Below are 14,274 nucleotides of genomic sequence, written 5' to 3'. Positions count from 1 at the left end.
GAACTTCACATTATAACGGCAAAGCAGCCGGCATTTATTGCGTCACGACCGCATCTGCATTGCCAGATGCGGGCTTTGCGACCAGGATTTCCGCCTTGAAGCGTTCCTTCAGCCCGTTGTAATAAGCCAGACTCTCGGCAGCCGTCCACCATTGGGCGTACTGGTTGCGCTCCTGTTTGGCGGCAGCCTCAATTGGCGCATCGCGGGGCACCACTTTAGCCACCTTCACGATGGCGTAGCCCTGAGTGCCCAGATCAACACCGGTAAATACCGGCAAGGCGCTCCCATCGGCGCGCAGTGCCGCATCAATCACCTGAACCGGCTGGTTCTGGGTTTGCTCACGTGACACCAGTACCGGTGCCCCCAGCACGGCAGAAGCCGGAGCGCTCTTCCAGGTGGCCAGTTTGGCGAGACCTTCCTTGCGCGCCTCTTCCGCGCTGCGCTGGGCCAGCCAGCGCTGGCGCACGATGTCTTTCACCTCTGCAAAAGGCTGGGTGCGTGCCGGGGTGTACTGAAGGATGCGGCCCGAGACCAACTGGCTGGGCGCTACTTCGATGGCTTCGGTATTGCGTTTTTTCTCGACTGCGTCGGGCGCGAACAGTGCGTTGAGAAATTTCGGATTGGCGAGCAGACCCGTTGTACCGGCTGGTGGCTGGCGCGTCACGTTGCGGGCCGTTTTGATGTCCAGCTTGAGGCGCTCGGCGACCGGCTTGAGGCTGTCTGCCTGCTCATACACGCCGTTGGTGAAGGCTTCTGCAGTTTCAGAAAACTTCTTCTGGGCCTGCTGCTTCTTCAGATCGGCTTCCAGTTCAGGCTTCATCTCCTCAAAACTGCGCTGCTTGGGCGTCTTGATGTCGGTGAGCCTGATGATGTGAAAGCCAAACTCGGACTCCACCACAGCACTGATCTCCCCTTTTTTCATCGAGAAGGCCGCATCCTCAAAAGGCTTGACCATGGCACCCCGGGCAAAAAAATCAAGGTCTCCGCCATTGGGAGCGGAACCCGGGTCCTGCGAATTCTTGCGCGCCAAGTCCGCAAAGGTATCGGGAGATTTTTTGACGGCTGCCAGCAGCTCCTCCGCTTTGGCCTTGGCTTTCTGGCGGTCCGCAGCCGGCGCCGTCTTGGGCGAGGTAATCAGGATATGGCTGGCTCGTCGCTCTTCGGCACCGCTCAGCCTTTGAAGGTTTTGCTCGTAATAAGTTTTCAGGTCCGCTTCATTGATGCTGATACTTTTTTTGACCGTATCCAGATCCAGCACCAGGTACTCGATAGTTGCCTGCTCCGGCGCCTGAAAGAGCTTTTCATTCGCTTTGTAAAACTGATCGAGATCGGCATCCGTCGGGCTGAGCTTCGTTGCGAAATCGGCCGCATTGAAACGGGCGAGTTGAATTTCGCGTTTTTCAAAATAGGCATTAAGCGCAAGGTCAGCCGCGGAACTGGAAGAAAAGCCGCTGACACCAATACCCACCAGCACCTGGCGATTCGCCAGATCGGCCCGCACATTGGCCTCGAACATTTCGGGGCTCATGCCCTGGCTGCCCAGCACCTGGCGATAGCGCTCCATGTCGAGCATGCCATCAGGCCGGCGCAATGACGCAATCTCGGGACTTTGCTGAAGCTCGCGCGCCAGCCGCTGATCACTGATGGAGAGTTTGAACTTGTCGGCTGCAGCGGCGATCACGCGATCACGCACCAGGCGCTCCAGCGTCGCATAGCGGGCCTGCGGTGAGTCCAACAGCTTGGCGTCCAGCGAAGGCATAGACGCCCTCAACCGTTCGACTTCCCGCTGATGGGCCCGGTCCCATTCTGACTGGATGATGTCTTTTCCATCCACCCTGGCAACCGTCACGCCTTGTTCCCTCGATCGGTTGTAGCCATCCAGGCCAAACAAAATAAAGGACGGAACAATCAGCAAAAACAGCAAGGCCATGGTGACTTTGGTGTGCTTGCGAATGAAATCAAACATCTCGAATTTCCTGTACGACTGACTGCTTTACCGATAAAACCAGGGGCCCACAACAAAAAAGGCGAACCTCGTTCGCCTTTTTCATTGGGTGGTGGGTGCTGACGGGCTCGAACCGCCGACCTACGCCGTGTAAGGGCGCTGCTCTACCAACTGAGCTAAGCACCCCACCTTAAACCTCTGCATCAGTTCAAAGCGTCTTTGAGCGCCTTGCCCGGACGAAACTTTGGAACCTTGGCAGCTTTGATTTTAATCGCATCGCCGGTGCGCGGGTTGCGGCCAGTGCGGGCAGCGCGTTTGCCCACTGCAAAAGTACCAAAACCCACCAGAGACACGGAGCCTCCTTTTTTCAGGGTAGTTTTCACAGCACCAATGGTTGACTCCAGCGCGCGCGTAGCGGCAGCTTTGGAAATGTCAGCATGTTTGGCAATGTGCTCGATCAGTTCAGTCTTGTTCACAAGGAGCCCCTCGTTGATAAAAAGTTAATCTGTTTGTCTCTAAAAAATATCTCCCGGGACACCGCGATGGGGGTGTCAGCGGGAGCGGCATGTGCAGGTTTTCTGCTGATTGCCATTAGAGCCATGGACTTCTAACGTGTCAATACAGCATCGGGTTTTTACAACGTGCGGAGGCGGATTCTAGTCGGTTTTTTCCCGCTTTAATCAGTTAATCATAAGTACAACGCGTAATTTTCGTGCTTGACAAAACGCCGTTACACCTCTGCCAGCGCAGCCACCACAGCCTTGCCGACATCCGCCGTGCCGGCCTTGCCACCCAGGTCGGGTGTGCGCGGCGCACCGCTATCGGGACGCAGCACTTTCTCAATCGCGGCAAGAATGGCGTCATGCGCCTCCTTGTGTCCCAGGAACTCCATCATCATGGCACCGCACCATATCTGGCCAATGGGATTGGCAAGGTTTCGCCCCGCGATGTCCGGCGCCGAGCCATGCACCGGCTCGAACAGCGAGGGGAACTTGCGCTCCGGATTCAGATTGGCGCTCGGTGCAATGCCGATCGTGCCGGTGCAGGCCGGCCCCAGGTCGCTCAGGATGTCGCCGAACAGATTGCTGGCCACCACCACATCGAAAAAATCCGGGCGCTGCACAAAATGCGCGGTCAGGATGTCAATGTGAAACTTGTCCAGCTGAATCGCCGGATAGCTCTTGGCCATTTCTGCCACCCGTTCATCCCAATAAGGCATGGAGATTGAAATGCCATTGGACTTGGTCGCGCTGGTCAGGTGCTTTTTGGGCCGGGACTGGGCCAGCTCAAAAGCAAACTTCAGCACGCGATCCACGCCAACCCGCGTGAAGACCGATTCCTGCAATACAAACTCCCGATCGGTTCCGGGAAACGCCCTGCCGCCGATGCTGGAGTACTCGCCCTCGGTATTTTCACGAACGATGTAAAAATCARTTTCACCGGGTTGCCGTGGGCTGCCATCACGCCGGACCACTGGCGCGATGATGCCGGGCATCAGTCGCGCCGGCCGCAGGTTGATGTACTGGTCAAACTCGCGCCTGAACAAAAGCAGCGACCCCCACAGCGATACATGGTCGGCAATTTTCTCGGGCCAACCCACCGCGCCAAAGTAAATCGCGTCATGCCCGCCAATCTGGTCTTTCCAGTTGTCCGGCATCATCTGGCCGTGCTTTTCGTAATAGTCCCAGCTGGAAAAATCGAAGTGGTCAAAGTGCAGGTCGATGCCGAATTTACGCGCCGCGGCATCCAGCACGCGAACGCCCTCGGGCATTGTTTCCTTGCCGATGCCGTCACCGGCGATGACTGCTATTCTTTTCTTGCCGGTCTGGTTTGTCGTGGTGATGCTCATGATGTGGTCCTCTGGTTTAAGTTTCGAAAAAATTCAGGGCTTGTTCCAGCAACAATACTGGCGCCTCTTCCGCAATATAGTGCCCGCACGGCAGGCTCATTCCCGAGACGTCGCTGGCACGTTCCCGCCAGAGGCCGAGCACATCGAAGCACTGGCCCACGGCGCCATGCGCGCCCCACAGCACGCGCAGCGGCTGCGCCAGCCGGTGTCCCGCCGTTTGGTCGGCGCGGTCATGGTCCAGGTCAATCGTGGCCGAGGCCCGATAGTCTTCGCAAATGCTCACGGCGGTTCCGGGAATTTGCGCACAGCGTTCGTACTCGGCCAGCGCAGCCGGTGCAAACGCCCCGAGGCCGGCATGGCGCTTGCCCATCACACTTCTCAGGTAACGGACCGGATCGGACTCGATCAGGGCTTCAGGCAACGGCGGCGGCTGGATCAGGAAGAACCAGTGCCAGTAAGCGCGTGCAAAAGCATCGGACGTGTTCTCATACATGCCCAGCGTTGGTGCAATGTCCAGCAACATCAGCCGTTGCACCATGGCGGGATGGTCCACCGCAAGGCGATGCGCCACGCGCGCGCCGCGGTCATGGGCCAGTACCTGAAAGCGGTCAAAGCCGTGGTGGCGCATCACCGCCACGGCATCCAGCGCCATCGCCCGCTTGGAATACGCGTGATGTTCCGGGTCGGCGCCGACCCGGGCTGAATCGCCGTAGCCGCGCAAATCCATCAGGACCACGGTAAACACCTTGGCCAGTTCATCGGCCACCGCGTGCCACATCACATGCGTTTGAGGGTGACCATGCAGCAACAGCAGCGGCGCACCATGACCTCCCCGCAAGGTGCACAGAGCACCCGCGGGGCCATTGATCTCGGAGGAGGAAAAGCTCTCAAACATCAGTCAGCCTTGATTCCCTTTTGGGCGATCGGTTTTTCCAGCGCCGGCGCGCTGACTGGAAATGAATTGCATGCAGATATCTTGGGTTTGTGTGATTTTCGATCGATTCTGCAGAACCAGGGCCTCCGATTCAAGCAATAATCAGGCAATTGATTATTTCTTTGAAGGAATGAATGGATCGCAGCGATCTGGAGCTGGTACTGGCCGTCCGAGAGCACGGCAGTCTGACGGCGGCCGCCCTCAGCCTCGATGTGGCGCCGCCCGTGGTGACCAAGCGGCTTGCCGCGCTGGAGGCCCGCCTGGGCCAGCGACTGTTCCAACGCACCACCCGGCGCGTCAGCGCAACGGCCGAGGGCGAGACCATGTGCGAACGTGCCCTCGCACTACTGCAGGGCTTTACCGCGCTGGAAGCCGAGCTCCAGGAGCGCCAGTCAGAGCCCACGGGTTTGATCCGGCTGGCAGCGACGTTTGGCTTCGGGCGTTTGTGGCTGGGCCCGGCGCTGGCCGACTTTCAGGAGCGCTATCCGCGCATCGAAATCCAGTTGCAACTGACCGAGCAATTGCCCGACCTGGCGGAGGGCGGATTTGACGGCGCCATCTGGCTGTGGGAAGTTGAAGGCCGGCAGGCGGCGCAATGGGTCTCACGCCGGCTGGCGCGCAATCAGCGCGTTCTGGTGGCATCGCCCCGCTACATCCGGCAACACGGCGCACCGGCCAGCCTGGAAGACTTGCAGCGCCACACCTGCCTGATCGTGCGCGAAAACGGCAATGCCACCGGCCAGCGCTTTGATGTCTGGCCGCTGCACAAGGAGCGCGAAAAAACACCGGCGCGGGTGCGGGTACGCGGGCCGCTGTCGAGCAACTCGGGTGAACTGGTACGTGACTGGTGCGTCGAGGGCCGCGGCATCATGCTGCGCAGCCTCTGGGATATTGCACCCCAACTGGCATCCGGCGAGCTGGTGCGCGTGCTGCCGGGCTACGCCATGCCCGATGCCGATATTCACTGGCTGGCCCCCTTCCGGCCCGATTCACCGCGGCGTATCCGCCTGCTCGTTGACTTTTTGCTCGCCCAGTTTCAGGGTGCACCGTGGAAAAACAGTACGGTGGCGGATGCCCGCAGGCGTTCCTTCGCTACGACGCCGCCGGAGGCTTCGCGGACCTCACCACGAAGCTCACGCCCAGCGCGGTGAGCGCCGTACCCACCACGGTGGTCAAGGTGATGGCCTCATCAAACAGCAGCCAGGCCATCAGGGCAGTCGTCGGCGGCACCAGGTAAAGCAGGCTGGTCACCGACGTGGCCGCGCCGCGCTGGATCAGCAAATACAGCAGCGAGCTGCCGCCCAGCGTGAGCACCAGCACCGACCAGGCCATCGCCCCCACAAACTGTGGGTTCCAGACAATCGCCCCGGTTTCAAGAAAGACCAGCGGCAAGGTCACGAGCAGGGCCGCGCCCATCTGGACCGCACCGGCAGAGCGCACATCGGCAGTTTTGACAAAGCGCTTTTGATACAGCGTGCCGGTGGTGATGCAAAACAGCGCAAACAGCGTGGCGGCCAGCGTCAGTCCGGTCACTTCATGGCCGTCCCCCAATTTGTGTGACATCACCAGCAGCAAGCCACCCAGGCCCAGCGCCAGCCCCATCCATTGCCGGGACGTGACTTTGGAGGCCGGCTGCGCGGCGTCGCCAGAGGCTACCCACGACACCCACAGCGCTGTCAGCACCGGCTGCAGGCCGACGATCAGCGCCGTCAGGCCCGAACCCATGCCAGCCTTCACCGCGACCCAGACACCGCCCAGGTAGCCTGCCTGCATCAGCACGCCGGTGACGGCCAGGTGCATCCATTGCCGGCCCTCCCGCGGCCACGACGCGCGCGCCAGCCCGATCCAGATCAGGAAGCAGGCAATGGAGAGGAAATAACGGATCGCCAGGAAGGTCAGCGGCGGTGCATACGGCAAGCCGTATTTGGCGACGATGAAGCCGGTGCTCCAGATCAGCACGAACACGGCGGGCATGGCCCGGATCAGGACACCGTCAGCGGGAGAAGACCTCACGGCGGGTTATTTGGCCCGCGCCCGGATTTCCGGTATGGCTTTTTGCAGGTAATAAATCATGGACCAAACCGTCAGGATGGCCGAGATCCAGATCAGCCAGGTGCCCCAGACATGGGTGTTGATCATCCCCAGCAGCATGCCGTCAAACAGCAGGAAGGGAATGGCAATCATCTGCACGGTGGTCTTGACCTTGCCCAGCATGTGCACGGCAACGCTCTTGGTGGCACCTATCAGCGCCATCCATTCGCGCAGCGCCGAAATGGCAATCTCCCGGCCAATGATGATGAGCGCCACAAACACATCCGCACGCTGCAGATGCACCAGCACCAGCAGCGACGCACACACCAGGAACTTGTCGGCCACCGGGTCAAGGAATGCCCCAAAGGAGGAGGTCTGGTTCAGCCGGCGCGCCAAAAAGCCGTCCAGCCAGTCAGTGGCGGCGAACACAATGAACATCACGGTGGCGATCAGGTTGCGCTCGACGGGGGCGATGTTCAGGTAGAAAACCCCCACGATCAGTGGAATCGCAACAATGCGGGTCCAGGTCATCAGCGTCGGGATGGTCAGAAACATGGCCCTGATTTTGGCACGAGCCGCGAACCTCTGCCAAAGTGGTGCTCCAGGCTCGCCAAATCGGTGCACTTCGTTGCGCAAAAACGTCTGCACAGGTCTGAACAAACCCGGGCGACGCAATCAATGCAGGGCGCGGTAAATTTCCTCGGCCAGGTCTTTCGAAATGCCGTCCACCGTGGCAATGTCTTCGGCGCTGGCCGACGCAATGCCGCGAATGCCCCCAAAGCGCTGCAGCAGGCTGGCGCGCCGCTTGGGACCAATGCCCGCAATGTCTTCAAGCTTGCTGCCGCCCACGCGGACCTTGGCCCGCCTCGCGCGCATGCCGGTGATGGCAAAGCGGTGCGCCTCGTCCCTGATTTGCGCAATCAGCATCAGCGCGGCGGAATCACGGCCCAGGTAGACCTTCTCACGCCCGTCGGCAAAGACCAGTTCTTCCAGCCCGACCTTGCGACCCTCGCCTTTTTCAACGCCGGCAATCAGCCCCAGGTCCAGGCCCAGCTCCACAAACACCTCGCGTGCCATCGACACCTGTCCCTTGCCGCCATCAACCAGCACCAGGTCGGGCAGCCTGGCGTTGCCATTGCGCGCGGCTTCGGCCAGCTTGATGTAGCGGCGCGTCAGCACCTGCCGCATGGCCGCGTAGTCGTCACCGGGGGTGATGCCTTCGATGTTGTAGCGGCGGTACTCGCTGTTCTGCATCTTGTGCCCCTGAAACACCACGCACGAAGCCTGCGTCGACTCTCCCGCGGTATGCGAGATGTCAAAGCACTCGATGCGCAGGGCATCCAGGTTGTCCAGCGACAGGTCCAGCGCTTCGGCCAGGGCGCGTGTGCGCGCCTGTTGCGAGCCCTGCTCGGCCAGCAGGCGCGCGAGCTGGAGGGCGGCATTTTTCTGGGCCATGTCGAGCCAGATGCGGCGCTGTTCACGCGGCTGGTGAATGGCCGTGATCTTGCTGCCGGTTTGCGCGATGAGCGCGGCGATCAGGTCTTTGTCCACCGGCTCGCTGCACACCAGGGTGGGCGGCACGGGCACGTCAATGTAGTGCTGTGCAATGAAAGCCTCCAGCACCAGCGCTTCAAGCGTCTTGACGGGCCGCGTCGGCGCGCTGGCAACGGCTTCGCCGGCCACATCGCTTTCAGGCCCCTCGCTGCCGGCGCCTGCTTCATCGACCTGCGCATCCAGCGCGGCCACATCGGTGGCGTTCTCCACATGCGTCGGAAAGTAGGGCCGGTCGCCCAGATGACGGCCGCCACGCACCATGGCCAGGTTGACACAGGCTTTGCCGCCCTGCACTTTCACCGCCAGGATGTCCACATCCTTGTCGCCGCCGATCTCCATGGATTGCTGGTGCAGCACCTTGGACAGCGCCGACATCTGGTTGCGCAGCTCGGCTGCCTGCTCAAACTCCAGCCGGTCGGCATGCGCCAGCATTTTCTTTTCCAGCTCGGTCAGGATTTCCTGCGTCTGACCCTGCAAAAACCGCTCGGCATTGGCCGTGTCCAGCGCGTACTGCTCGGGCGACACATGGCCCACACAGGGCGCCGAGCAGCGCTTGATCTGGTACAGCAGGCAGGGGCGCGTCCGGTTGTTGAACACCGTGTCTTCGCAGGTGCGCAGCCTGAACACTTTTTGCAGCAGCAACATCGTGTCCTTCACCGCCCACGCGCTGGGGTACGGGCCGAAGTAATGGTGCTTCTTCTCCACCGCGCCGCGGTAGTAGGCAATGCGCGGAAAAGCCGTTGCCACGGGAGCGCTGCCCGCCTCGCTTGGCTGCACAGCGGTCAGCTTGAGGTAGGGGTAGCTCTTGTCGTCCCGAAACAGGATGTTGTATTTCGGGTTGAGCGTCTTGATCAGGTTGTTTTCCAGCAAAAGCGCCTCGGCCTCCGAGCGCACCACCGTGGTTTCCATGCGAACGATCTTGGTCACCATGTGGCCGATGCGCGTGGCGCCATGGTTTTTCTGGAAATAGCTGGACACCCGCTTCTTCAGGTTGCGCGCCTTGCCGACATAAAGCACGCCGCCATCGGCATCGAAGTAACGGTACACACCGGGCATCGCAGGCAATGCCGCCACTTCGGCGAGCAGCTCGGGGGTATGGTCGGCGGTCATGTTTTGGGGCATACCTGTATTTTGCCGTGCGCGGCAATCCCGCACTGCGGACGAGACAAGCAACGCCAGATGCGCGGCCCGTTATGCCGCCGGCTTGCCGCAGCCCCGTGGCTTCAGGTCCTGGCGGGACGTCCGGCATGCCACTGGCTGGCAGCGCCCCAGGCCAGCAACGCGGCGCAGCCTGCCAGTCCGGCCCACTTGACCAACGTGGCGGCCGTCATTGCCAGCCCCGCCAACACTTCCGCCTGGGGAAGAAATGAAGCCGGAAACCAGCAAACAATCATCATGGTGAACAGGTTTTCTGCCAGATCGGCCGCAACCATGAGCAAGCCGCTCAGGCCCAGGAGGTTGAGCACCGCCGACGGCCGCTGAAAAGCCCGGCGCAGCCCGGCCACGCGGGCAAACGCCCAGGTCATTCCGCGCGAAACAAGGTAGGCGTAGGCGGCGATCACGCCCAGATCAGCCAACAGTGCCCCCGCCACGGACCCAAAGGCAGGCAGGCTTGCCGTGGGGTAGGTCCACGACAGCCACCAGCCGGCCTGCCAGCGCGCGAGCGCCAGGTCGGCGGCTGCGGCCTCCGGCAGCGCGGTGACAAGAACCTTCAGGCATTGCCACAGGGACATCGTGCCCGGGGAGATGCCCCCGCTCAACAGCCCGCCGGCCGCTGACCAGAAAGCCAGCAGCAACAACGCTGCGACGGCCAACCCGAACAGCGGGCGCGATTTGACCCACACTGTGTCGGCGGGAAAGGACAGCTTCAATTGCGCGACGCAGGGGTGCTCGATCGGGTAGGCCGGCAAGGTGATTCCGCTCGGGTCTTTCACCCCATGCGGATTGCGCTGTTGCAGGCCGGTCAGCGCCCAGAGGGGTGTCTCGCGGGTCTCGCTGTGCACCTGCGGCACGGCCATGAAAGGCGGCAAACCTGTCGTCGTTCTCTGGGCGTCCAGCACAGCCTGGGCATCCACCTGGCCCAATGCGGTCAACAGGCTGGCCGGCAAGCGCAGCCCGCACGCCACAGACTCTTCCAGCATCCATTGCAGCGACTCATTGGACAGCCGCGCGGCCGAGGTGACGTAGCCGCCGCCCACGTCACAGTGCGCACCTGAAAACCACAGCTGCCGGATGCTTTGCCCGTGCGCCGCATAGTCGAAAGCCGGGTCGATGTAATAGGGACGGGGCTCGAAGGAGCGCCGGTACTCGTCCAGCGCCAGCGCCTGGCGCACATGATGGAAGCGCTTGCCCACGATGGTGGGCGACGCGGTGATGGTTCGGCTAAGAAAAGGCGCACCAACAGATGCCACGGTATCCCACACGCCGACAAACCAGACCGGGGCAAACCGGCTGTCACCGGCGCAAAACAGCTCACTGATCTGGTCCCTGATCCGCCGGTACTCGTCCTTGCCTTTTTCCCGGTCGGAAAAATAGACATGCAGGAGCGTGGGTACCAGGCCGTCCATTTCGGGCCGAAGCAGGCCGAATTGCGTGACCAGGCCGCCAATGCAGCGCGCGGTGAAGGCGCCGCGTGAAAACCCGTACAAAAAAATCTGGTCACCGGCCCGGTAGTGACGCATGAGAAACAGGTAGGCCTCGGCGATGTTTTCGTAGATGCCCTTGCCAAACGCCAGCCCGTACAGACGTTCGTAGCGACGACTGATGCTGTCCGACACCGTCGCGCCCGGCAACTCGCCCGGGTTGCCCACGCCGGGGTCGTAATAGAGGAGCTGGCCGCCGGCTTCAGGTGCCAGCAGGTCGCACAGCTTGGTCACGTTGGTGTCGTGGCTGCCACCTGTGAGGTTGTTGTTGGTGCCGTCGCAGCAAACGATCAATTGCCTGGGTGTCATGGGCTTTCCTCCTCTTGCCACACTGGACTTCGCATCCCCATCGCATTGCACTACAGCACCCAAGCATAGCCACAGACCCGGTGTTTACAGTGTCCACGCCAGCGCTTCAAGCCGTTCGGGCAATATTCACCGGCAGACCGGACGCAGCCAGCCCGTGGCGCCATTGGGCAGTTGGGCAGTGGGGGCCCACCGCCTGGCATCACAATACCGGCATGGCTGACGTGCGGTTTTGGGACATTTTTTGCAAGGTCATCGACAACTTCGGGGACATCGGCGTGTGCTGGCGCCTGGCCTGTGACCTGGCCTTGCGCGGCGACCAGGTGCGGCTATGGGTCGATGACGCATCGGCATTGGGCTGGATGGCCCCCGACGGTTGCGAGGGCGTTCGCGTGCTGCCCTGGCGCGAGCCGCTGGACCTGGCCACGGCCGCGCTTGACCACCAGCCATCCGACGTGATGATTGAAGCCTTCGGCTGCGAAATTGCACCTGAATTCATAGCCACCTGCGCCCGGCGTGCAGGGGCTGGCGGAAAAAAACCTGTCTGGATCAACCTCGAATACCTGTCTGCCGAGCCCTATGTGGAACGCTGCCACGCCATGCCTTCGCCCGTGCAGGGCGGACCGGCCGCCGGCTGGATCAAATGGTTTTTTTACCCCGGCTTCACCCCTTCGACCGGAGGCCTGCTGCGCGAGCCCGGTCTGGTCGAACGCCAGGCCCGGTTTGACCGCGCCGCCTGGCTGGCAGCCCAGTCCATCCCGTGGCGCGGCGAAAAGCTGGTTTCGCTGTTTTGTTACGAGCCGTCCGCGCTCCCAGGCCTGCTGGCGCATTTTGCGGCGCACGGCCTTGAGGGCCAGCCGGTGCGCCTGCTGGTAGCGGCCGGACGGGCGGGGAATGCCGTGAAAGCCGCGTTGAGTCATGAAAATTGGCCCCAGCCCGTGGCAAACGGTCACAAATTGCTGTCAATTTCACACCTGAAGCTCCTGCCGCAAGCGCAGTTCGACCACCTGCTTTGGGCCTGCGATCTGAATTTTGTACGCGGTGAAGACTCCGTGGTGCGCGCCCTCTGGGCCGGCAAACCTTTCATCTGGCAAATCTACCCACAGCACGATGACGCACACCAGGCCAAGCTGCACGCCTTTCTCGATATGCTGGATGCCCCTACTTCATTGCGGGCCTTTCACGCGCACTGGAATGCGGATGAAATCGAACTAGCCGGCGGTAYCTGCCCGGCGCCGGACTTGCCGACGTGGCAAATAACCACACTGGCAGCCCGGTCCCGCCTGCTGGCGCAGGATGATCTGGGTACCCGCCTACTCGAATTTGTGGCAAAAAACCGTTAAAATCAAAGGCTTTGCGGATCAGCCTGTTGGGCGAGCCGCACAACCCGCCGCAGAACCGCACACAGGTGCAAGCGTTCGTCGGCCTACCCTCAAGTAGAACTGCTATGAAAATCGCTCAAGAAATACGCGCTGGCAATGTCATCATGCACGGCAAAGACCCGATGGTGGTGCTCAAGACCGAATACAGCCGCGGTGGGCGCAACTCCGCCACCGTGCGCATGAAGCTCAAAAGCCTGATCGCCAACTTCAACACCGAAGTCGTGTTCAAGGCCGATGACAAGATGGACCAGGTCATCCTCGACAAGAAGGATTGCACCTACTCCTACTTCGCCGATCCCATGTATATCTGCATGGACTCCGAGTACAACCAGTACGAAGTCGAAGCCGAAAACATGGGCGACTCGCTGAACTACCTGCAAGACGGCATGGAACTCGAAGTGGTGTTCTATGACGGCAAGGCCATTTCCGTCGAGGTGCCTACCAGCGTCCAGCGCGAAATCACCTGGACCGAGCCCGCCGTCAAAGGCGATACCTCGGGCAAGGTCCTGAAACCCGCCAAGATCGCTACCGGCTTTGAAATCGGAGTGCCCATTTTTGTGGCGCAAGGCGATGTCGTTGAAATCGACACCCGCACCGGCGAATACCGCAAGCGCGTCTAAAAAGAGGGCTTGCCCTCGGCTCAAAAAGGCTCCTCACGGAGCCTTTTTTACTTCAGACCGACCCTGCACGCCGCCGCCCCAATCGTTGACAATGGCTTATGGACCAAACACAAGACTTATCCGGCAGCCGGCTGGCTGATGCCTGGGCGGAGCTGCAGGCGCATTCCAACCAGGGCTATGCCCTGCACGCAGATGCCAACCGGCTGGCATTTGCCGACCCGGAATTTTTACTCCGGCGCGAAACCCGCGGCATCCGTTTTCAGCTTGAGTTGCTCAAACCCGACCTGGAACAGCACGAGCAAGGCATTGAAAACACCATCGTGGTGTTCGGCAGTGCGCGATTCCCCGCACCCGAACAGGCCAGCGAGAGCGTGAAACTGGCCGAGGAAAGCGGCGACGAGGCGGCGCTCACGCTGGCCCGCCGCCATGCGCGCAATGCGCACTACTATGACCAGGCACGCCTGTTCGCGCGGCTGGTTGCGACCTACAGCAACCATCGCCCGCCATCCGAGCAACTCTTCATCTGTACCGGTGGCGGCCCCGGCATCATGGAGGCGGCCAACCGCGGTGCCCAGGAAATGGGAGCGCTGACGGTGGGACTCAATATTGTGTTGCCCCACGAGCAATCGTCCAACCCTTATATCTCGCCTTCGGCGAACTTCAAGTTCCACTACTTCGCCCTGCGCAAAATGCATTTCATGATGCGCGCCAAGGCGCTGGTGGCTTTTCCAGGGGGGTTCGGAACGCTCGACGAACTGTTCGAGGTCATCACGCTGGTGCAAACCGGCAAGGCCAAGCCGGTACCCATCGTGCTCTTCGGGTCCGAGTACTGGAAGCGGCTCTTCAACTTTGACGTACTGATCGAAGAAGGCGCGATTTCACCGGAAGACCTCAAGCTGTTCCAGTATGTCGACGAGCCGCAGGCCGCCTGGGATGCGATCAAGGGCTTTTACCAGCTATAACGACGGCCGGTGCTTCCACGTTTGCCCGGCGGGGCTTGTTCCCCGCGGC

At 61.3% G+C, this 14,274-nt stretch carries 12 protein-coding genes and 1 tRNA gene; 4 read left to right on the top strand and 9 right to left on the bottom strand.

Features of this window, described 5'->3' with window-relative positions; all coding sequences use genetic code 11:
- Positions 1 to 34: 34 nt before the first annotated feature.
- From AC1DUB_RS10035 to AC1DUB_RS10015, 5 genes are all read right to left on the bottom strand, one after another.
- Entirely contained in the window at positions 35 to 1,966 is a 1,932-nt protein-coding gene (locus tag AC1DUB_RS10035; protein WP_477729408.1) for a SurA N-terminal domain-containing protein, read from the bottom strand.
- Positions 1,967 to 2,055: 89 nt separating this feature from the next.
- Positions 2,056 to 2,131: transfer RNA gene (locus AC1DUB_RS10030), tRNA-Val, on the bottom strand.
- A 17-nt stretch (positions 2,132 to 2,148) separates the two neighbouring features.
- Positions 2,149 to 2,421 carry an HU family DNA-binding protein gene (locus tag AC1DUB_RS10025; RefSeq protein WP_007874140.1) on the bottom strand — a complete coding sequence of 91 codons (273 nt, stop codon included), beginning with the start codon at positions 2,419 to 2,421 and terminating at the stop codon, positions 2,149 to 2,151.
- A gap of 254 nt (positions 2,422 to 2,675) precedes the next feature.
- Positions 2,676 to 3,794, bottom strand: coding sequence for a tartrate dehydrogenase (locus AC1DUB_RS10020; protein ID WP_477729407.1), 1,119 nt, complete (start codon positions 3,792 to 3,794; stop codon positions 2,676 to 2,678).
- A 16-nt stretch (positions 3,795 to 3,810) separates the two neighbouring features.
- The gene (locus tag AC1DUB_RS10015) at positions 3,811 to 4,689 is read right to left on the bottom strand and encodes an alpha/beta fold hydrolase (protein WP_477729406.1); all 879 of its coding nucleotides are present in this window, start codon (positions 4,687 to 4,689) and stop codon (positions 3,811 to 3,813) included.
- A gap of 173 nt (positions 4,690 to 4,862) precedes the next feature.
- On the opposite strand from AC1DUB_RS10015, the gene AC1DUB_RS10010 reads away from it, so the two are divergent.
- On the top strand, positions 4,863 to 5,879 hold the full coding sequence (locus AC1DUB_RS10010) for a LysR family transcriptional regulator (protein WP_477729405.1): 1,017 nt from the start codon (positions 4,863 to 4,865) through the stop codon (positions 5,877 to 5,879).
- Here the strand turns inward: AC1DUB_RS10010 and AC1DUB_RS10005 are convergent.
- The 4 genes from AC1DUB_RS10005 to AC1DUB_RS09990 form a co-directional block, all read right to left on the bottom strand.
- Positions 5,821 to 6,702: a DMT family transporter gene (locus tag AC1DUB_RS10005; RefSeq protein WP_477729480.1), complete on the bottom strand. Its 882-nt coding sequence runs from the start codon at positions 6,700 to 6,702 to the stop codon at positions 5,821 to 5,823. The two genes, AC1DUB_RS10010 and AC1DUB_RS10005, sit on opposite strands and share 59 nt — an antisense overlap.
- 45 nt (positions 6,703 to 6,747) lie before the next feature.
- Complete coding sequence (gene pgsA, locus AC1DUB_RS10000; RefSeq protein WP_477729404.1) at positions 6,748 to 7,314, bottom strand: CDP-diacylglycerol--glycerol-3-phosphate 3-phosphatidyltransferase; 567 nt, start codon at positions 7,312 to 7,314, stop codon at positions 6,748 to 6,750.
- 120 nt (positions 7,315 to 7,434) lie between these two features.
- A complete protein-coding gene (gene uvrC, locus AC1DUB_RS09995) occupies positions 7,435 to 9,435 on the bottom strand; it encodes an excinuclease ABC subunit UvrC (RefSeq protein WP_477729403.1) in 2,001 nt (666 codons plus the stop codon).
- 101 nt (positions 9,436 to 9,536) lie between these two features.
- The gene (locus AC1DUB_RS09990; RefSeq protein WP_477729402.1) at positions 9,537 to 11,264 is read right to left on the bottom strand and encodes a DUF2235 domain-containing protein; all 1,728 of its coding nucleotides are present in this window, start codon (positions 11,262 to 11,264) and stop codon (positions 9,537 to 9,539) included.
- A 212-nt stretch (positions 11,265 to 11,476) separates the two neighbouring features.
- On the opposite strand from AC1DUB_RS09990, the gene earP reads away from it, so the two are divergent.
- The 3 genes from earP to AC1DUB_RS09975 all read left to right on the top strand — a co-directional run bounded on the left by earP (position 11,477) and on the right by AC1DUB_RS09975 (position 14,225).
- The gene (gene earP / locus AC1DUB_RS09985) at positions 11,477 to 12,604 is read left to right on the top strand and encodes an elongation factor P maturation arginine rhamnosyltransferase EarP (protein ID WP_477729401.1); all 1,128 of its coding nucleotides are present in this window, start codon (positions 11,477 to 11,479) and stop codon (positions 12,602 to 12,604) included.
- A gap of 104 nt (positions 12,605 to 12,708) precedes the next feature.
- A complete protein-coding gene (gene efp / locus AC1DUB_RS09980) occupies positions 12,709 to 13,263 on the top strand; it encodes an elongation factor P (protein WP_477717438.1) in 555 nt (184 codons plus the stop codon).
- A gap of 98 nt (positions 13,264 to 13,361) precedes the next feature.
- Complete coding sequence (locus AC1DUB_RS09975; RefSeq protein ID WP_477729400.1) at positions 13,362 to 14,225, top strand: LOG family protein; 864 nt, start codon at positions 13,362 to 13,364, stop codon at positions 14,223 to 14,225.
- Positions 14,226 to 14,274: the final 49 nt, after the last annotated feature.

Source organism: Polaromonas sp. P4_F9 (genome assembly GCF_056401235.1).
The sequence above is the reverse complement of the archived record's forward strand: the minus strand, read 5'-3'. Positions and strand labels throughout refer to the sequence as shown.

Bases quoted from the DNA above. Each gene is read 5' to 3' on its own strand.
- AC1DUB_RS10035 (WP_477729408.1), bottom strand. From the start codon at position 1,966: ATGTTTGATTTCATTCGCAAGCACACCAAAGTCACCATGGCCTTGCTG.
- AC1DUB_RS10015 (WP_477729406.1), bottom strand. From the start codon at position 4,689: ATGTTTGAGAGCTTTTCCTCCTCCGAGATCAATGGCCCCGCGGGTGCT.
- AC1DUB_RS10010 (WP_477729405.1), top strand. From the start codon at position 4,863: ATGGATCGCAGCGATCTGGAGCTGGTACTGGCCGTCCGAGAGCACGGC.
- AC1DUB_RS10005 (WP_477729480.1), bottom strand. From the start codon at position 6,702: ATGCCCGCCGTGTTCGTGCTGATCTGGAGCACCGGCTTCATCGTCGCC.
- pgsA (WP_477729404.1), bottom strand. From the start codon at position 7,314: ATGTTTCTGACCATCCCGACGCTGATGACCTGGACCCGCATTGTTGCG.
- uvrC (WP_477729403.1), bottom strand. From the start codon at position 9,435: ATGCCCCAAAACATGACCGCCGACCATACCCCCGAGCTGCTCGCCGAA.
- AC1DUB_RS09990 (WP_477729402.1), bottom strand. From the start codon at position 11,264: ATGACACCCAGGCAATTGATCGTTTGCTGCGACGGCACCAACAACAAC.
- efp (WP_477717438.1), top strand. From the start codon at position 12,709: ATGAAAATCGCTCAAGAAATACGCGCTGGCAATGTCATCATGCACGGC.
- AC1DUB_RS09975 (WP_477729400.1), top strand. From the start codon at position 13,362: ATGGACCAAACACAAGACTTATCCGGCAGCCGGCTGGCTGATGCCTGG.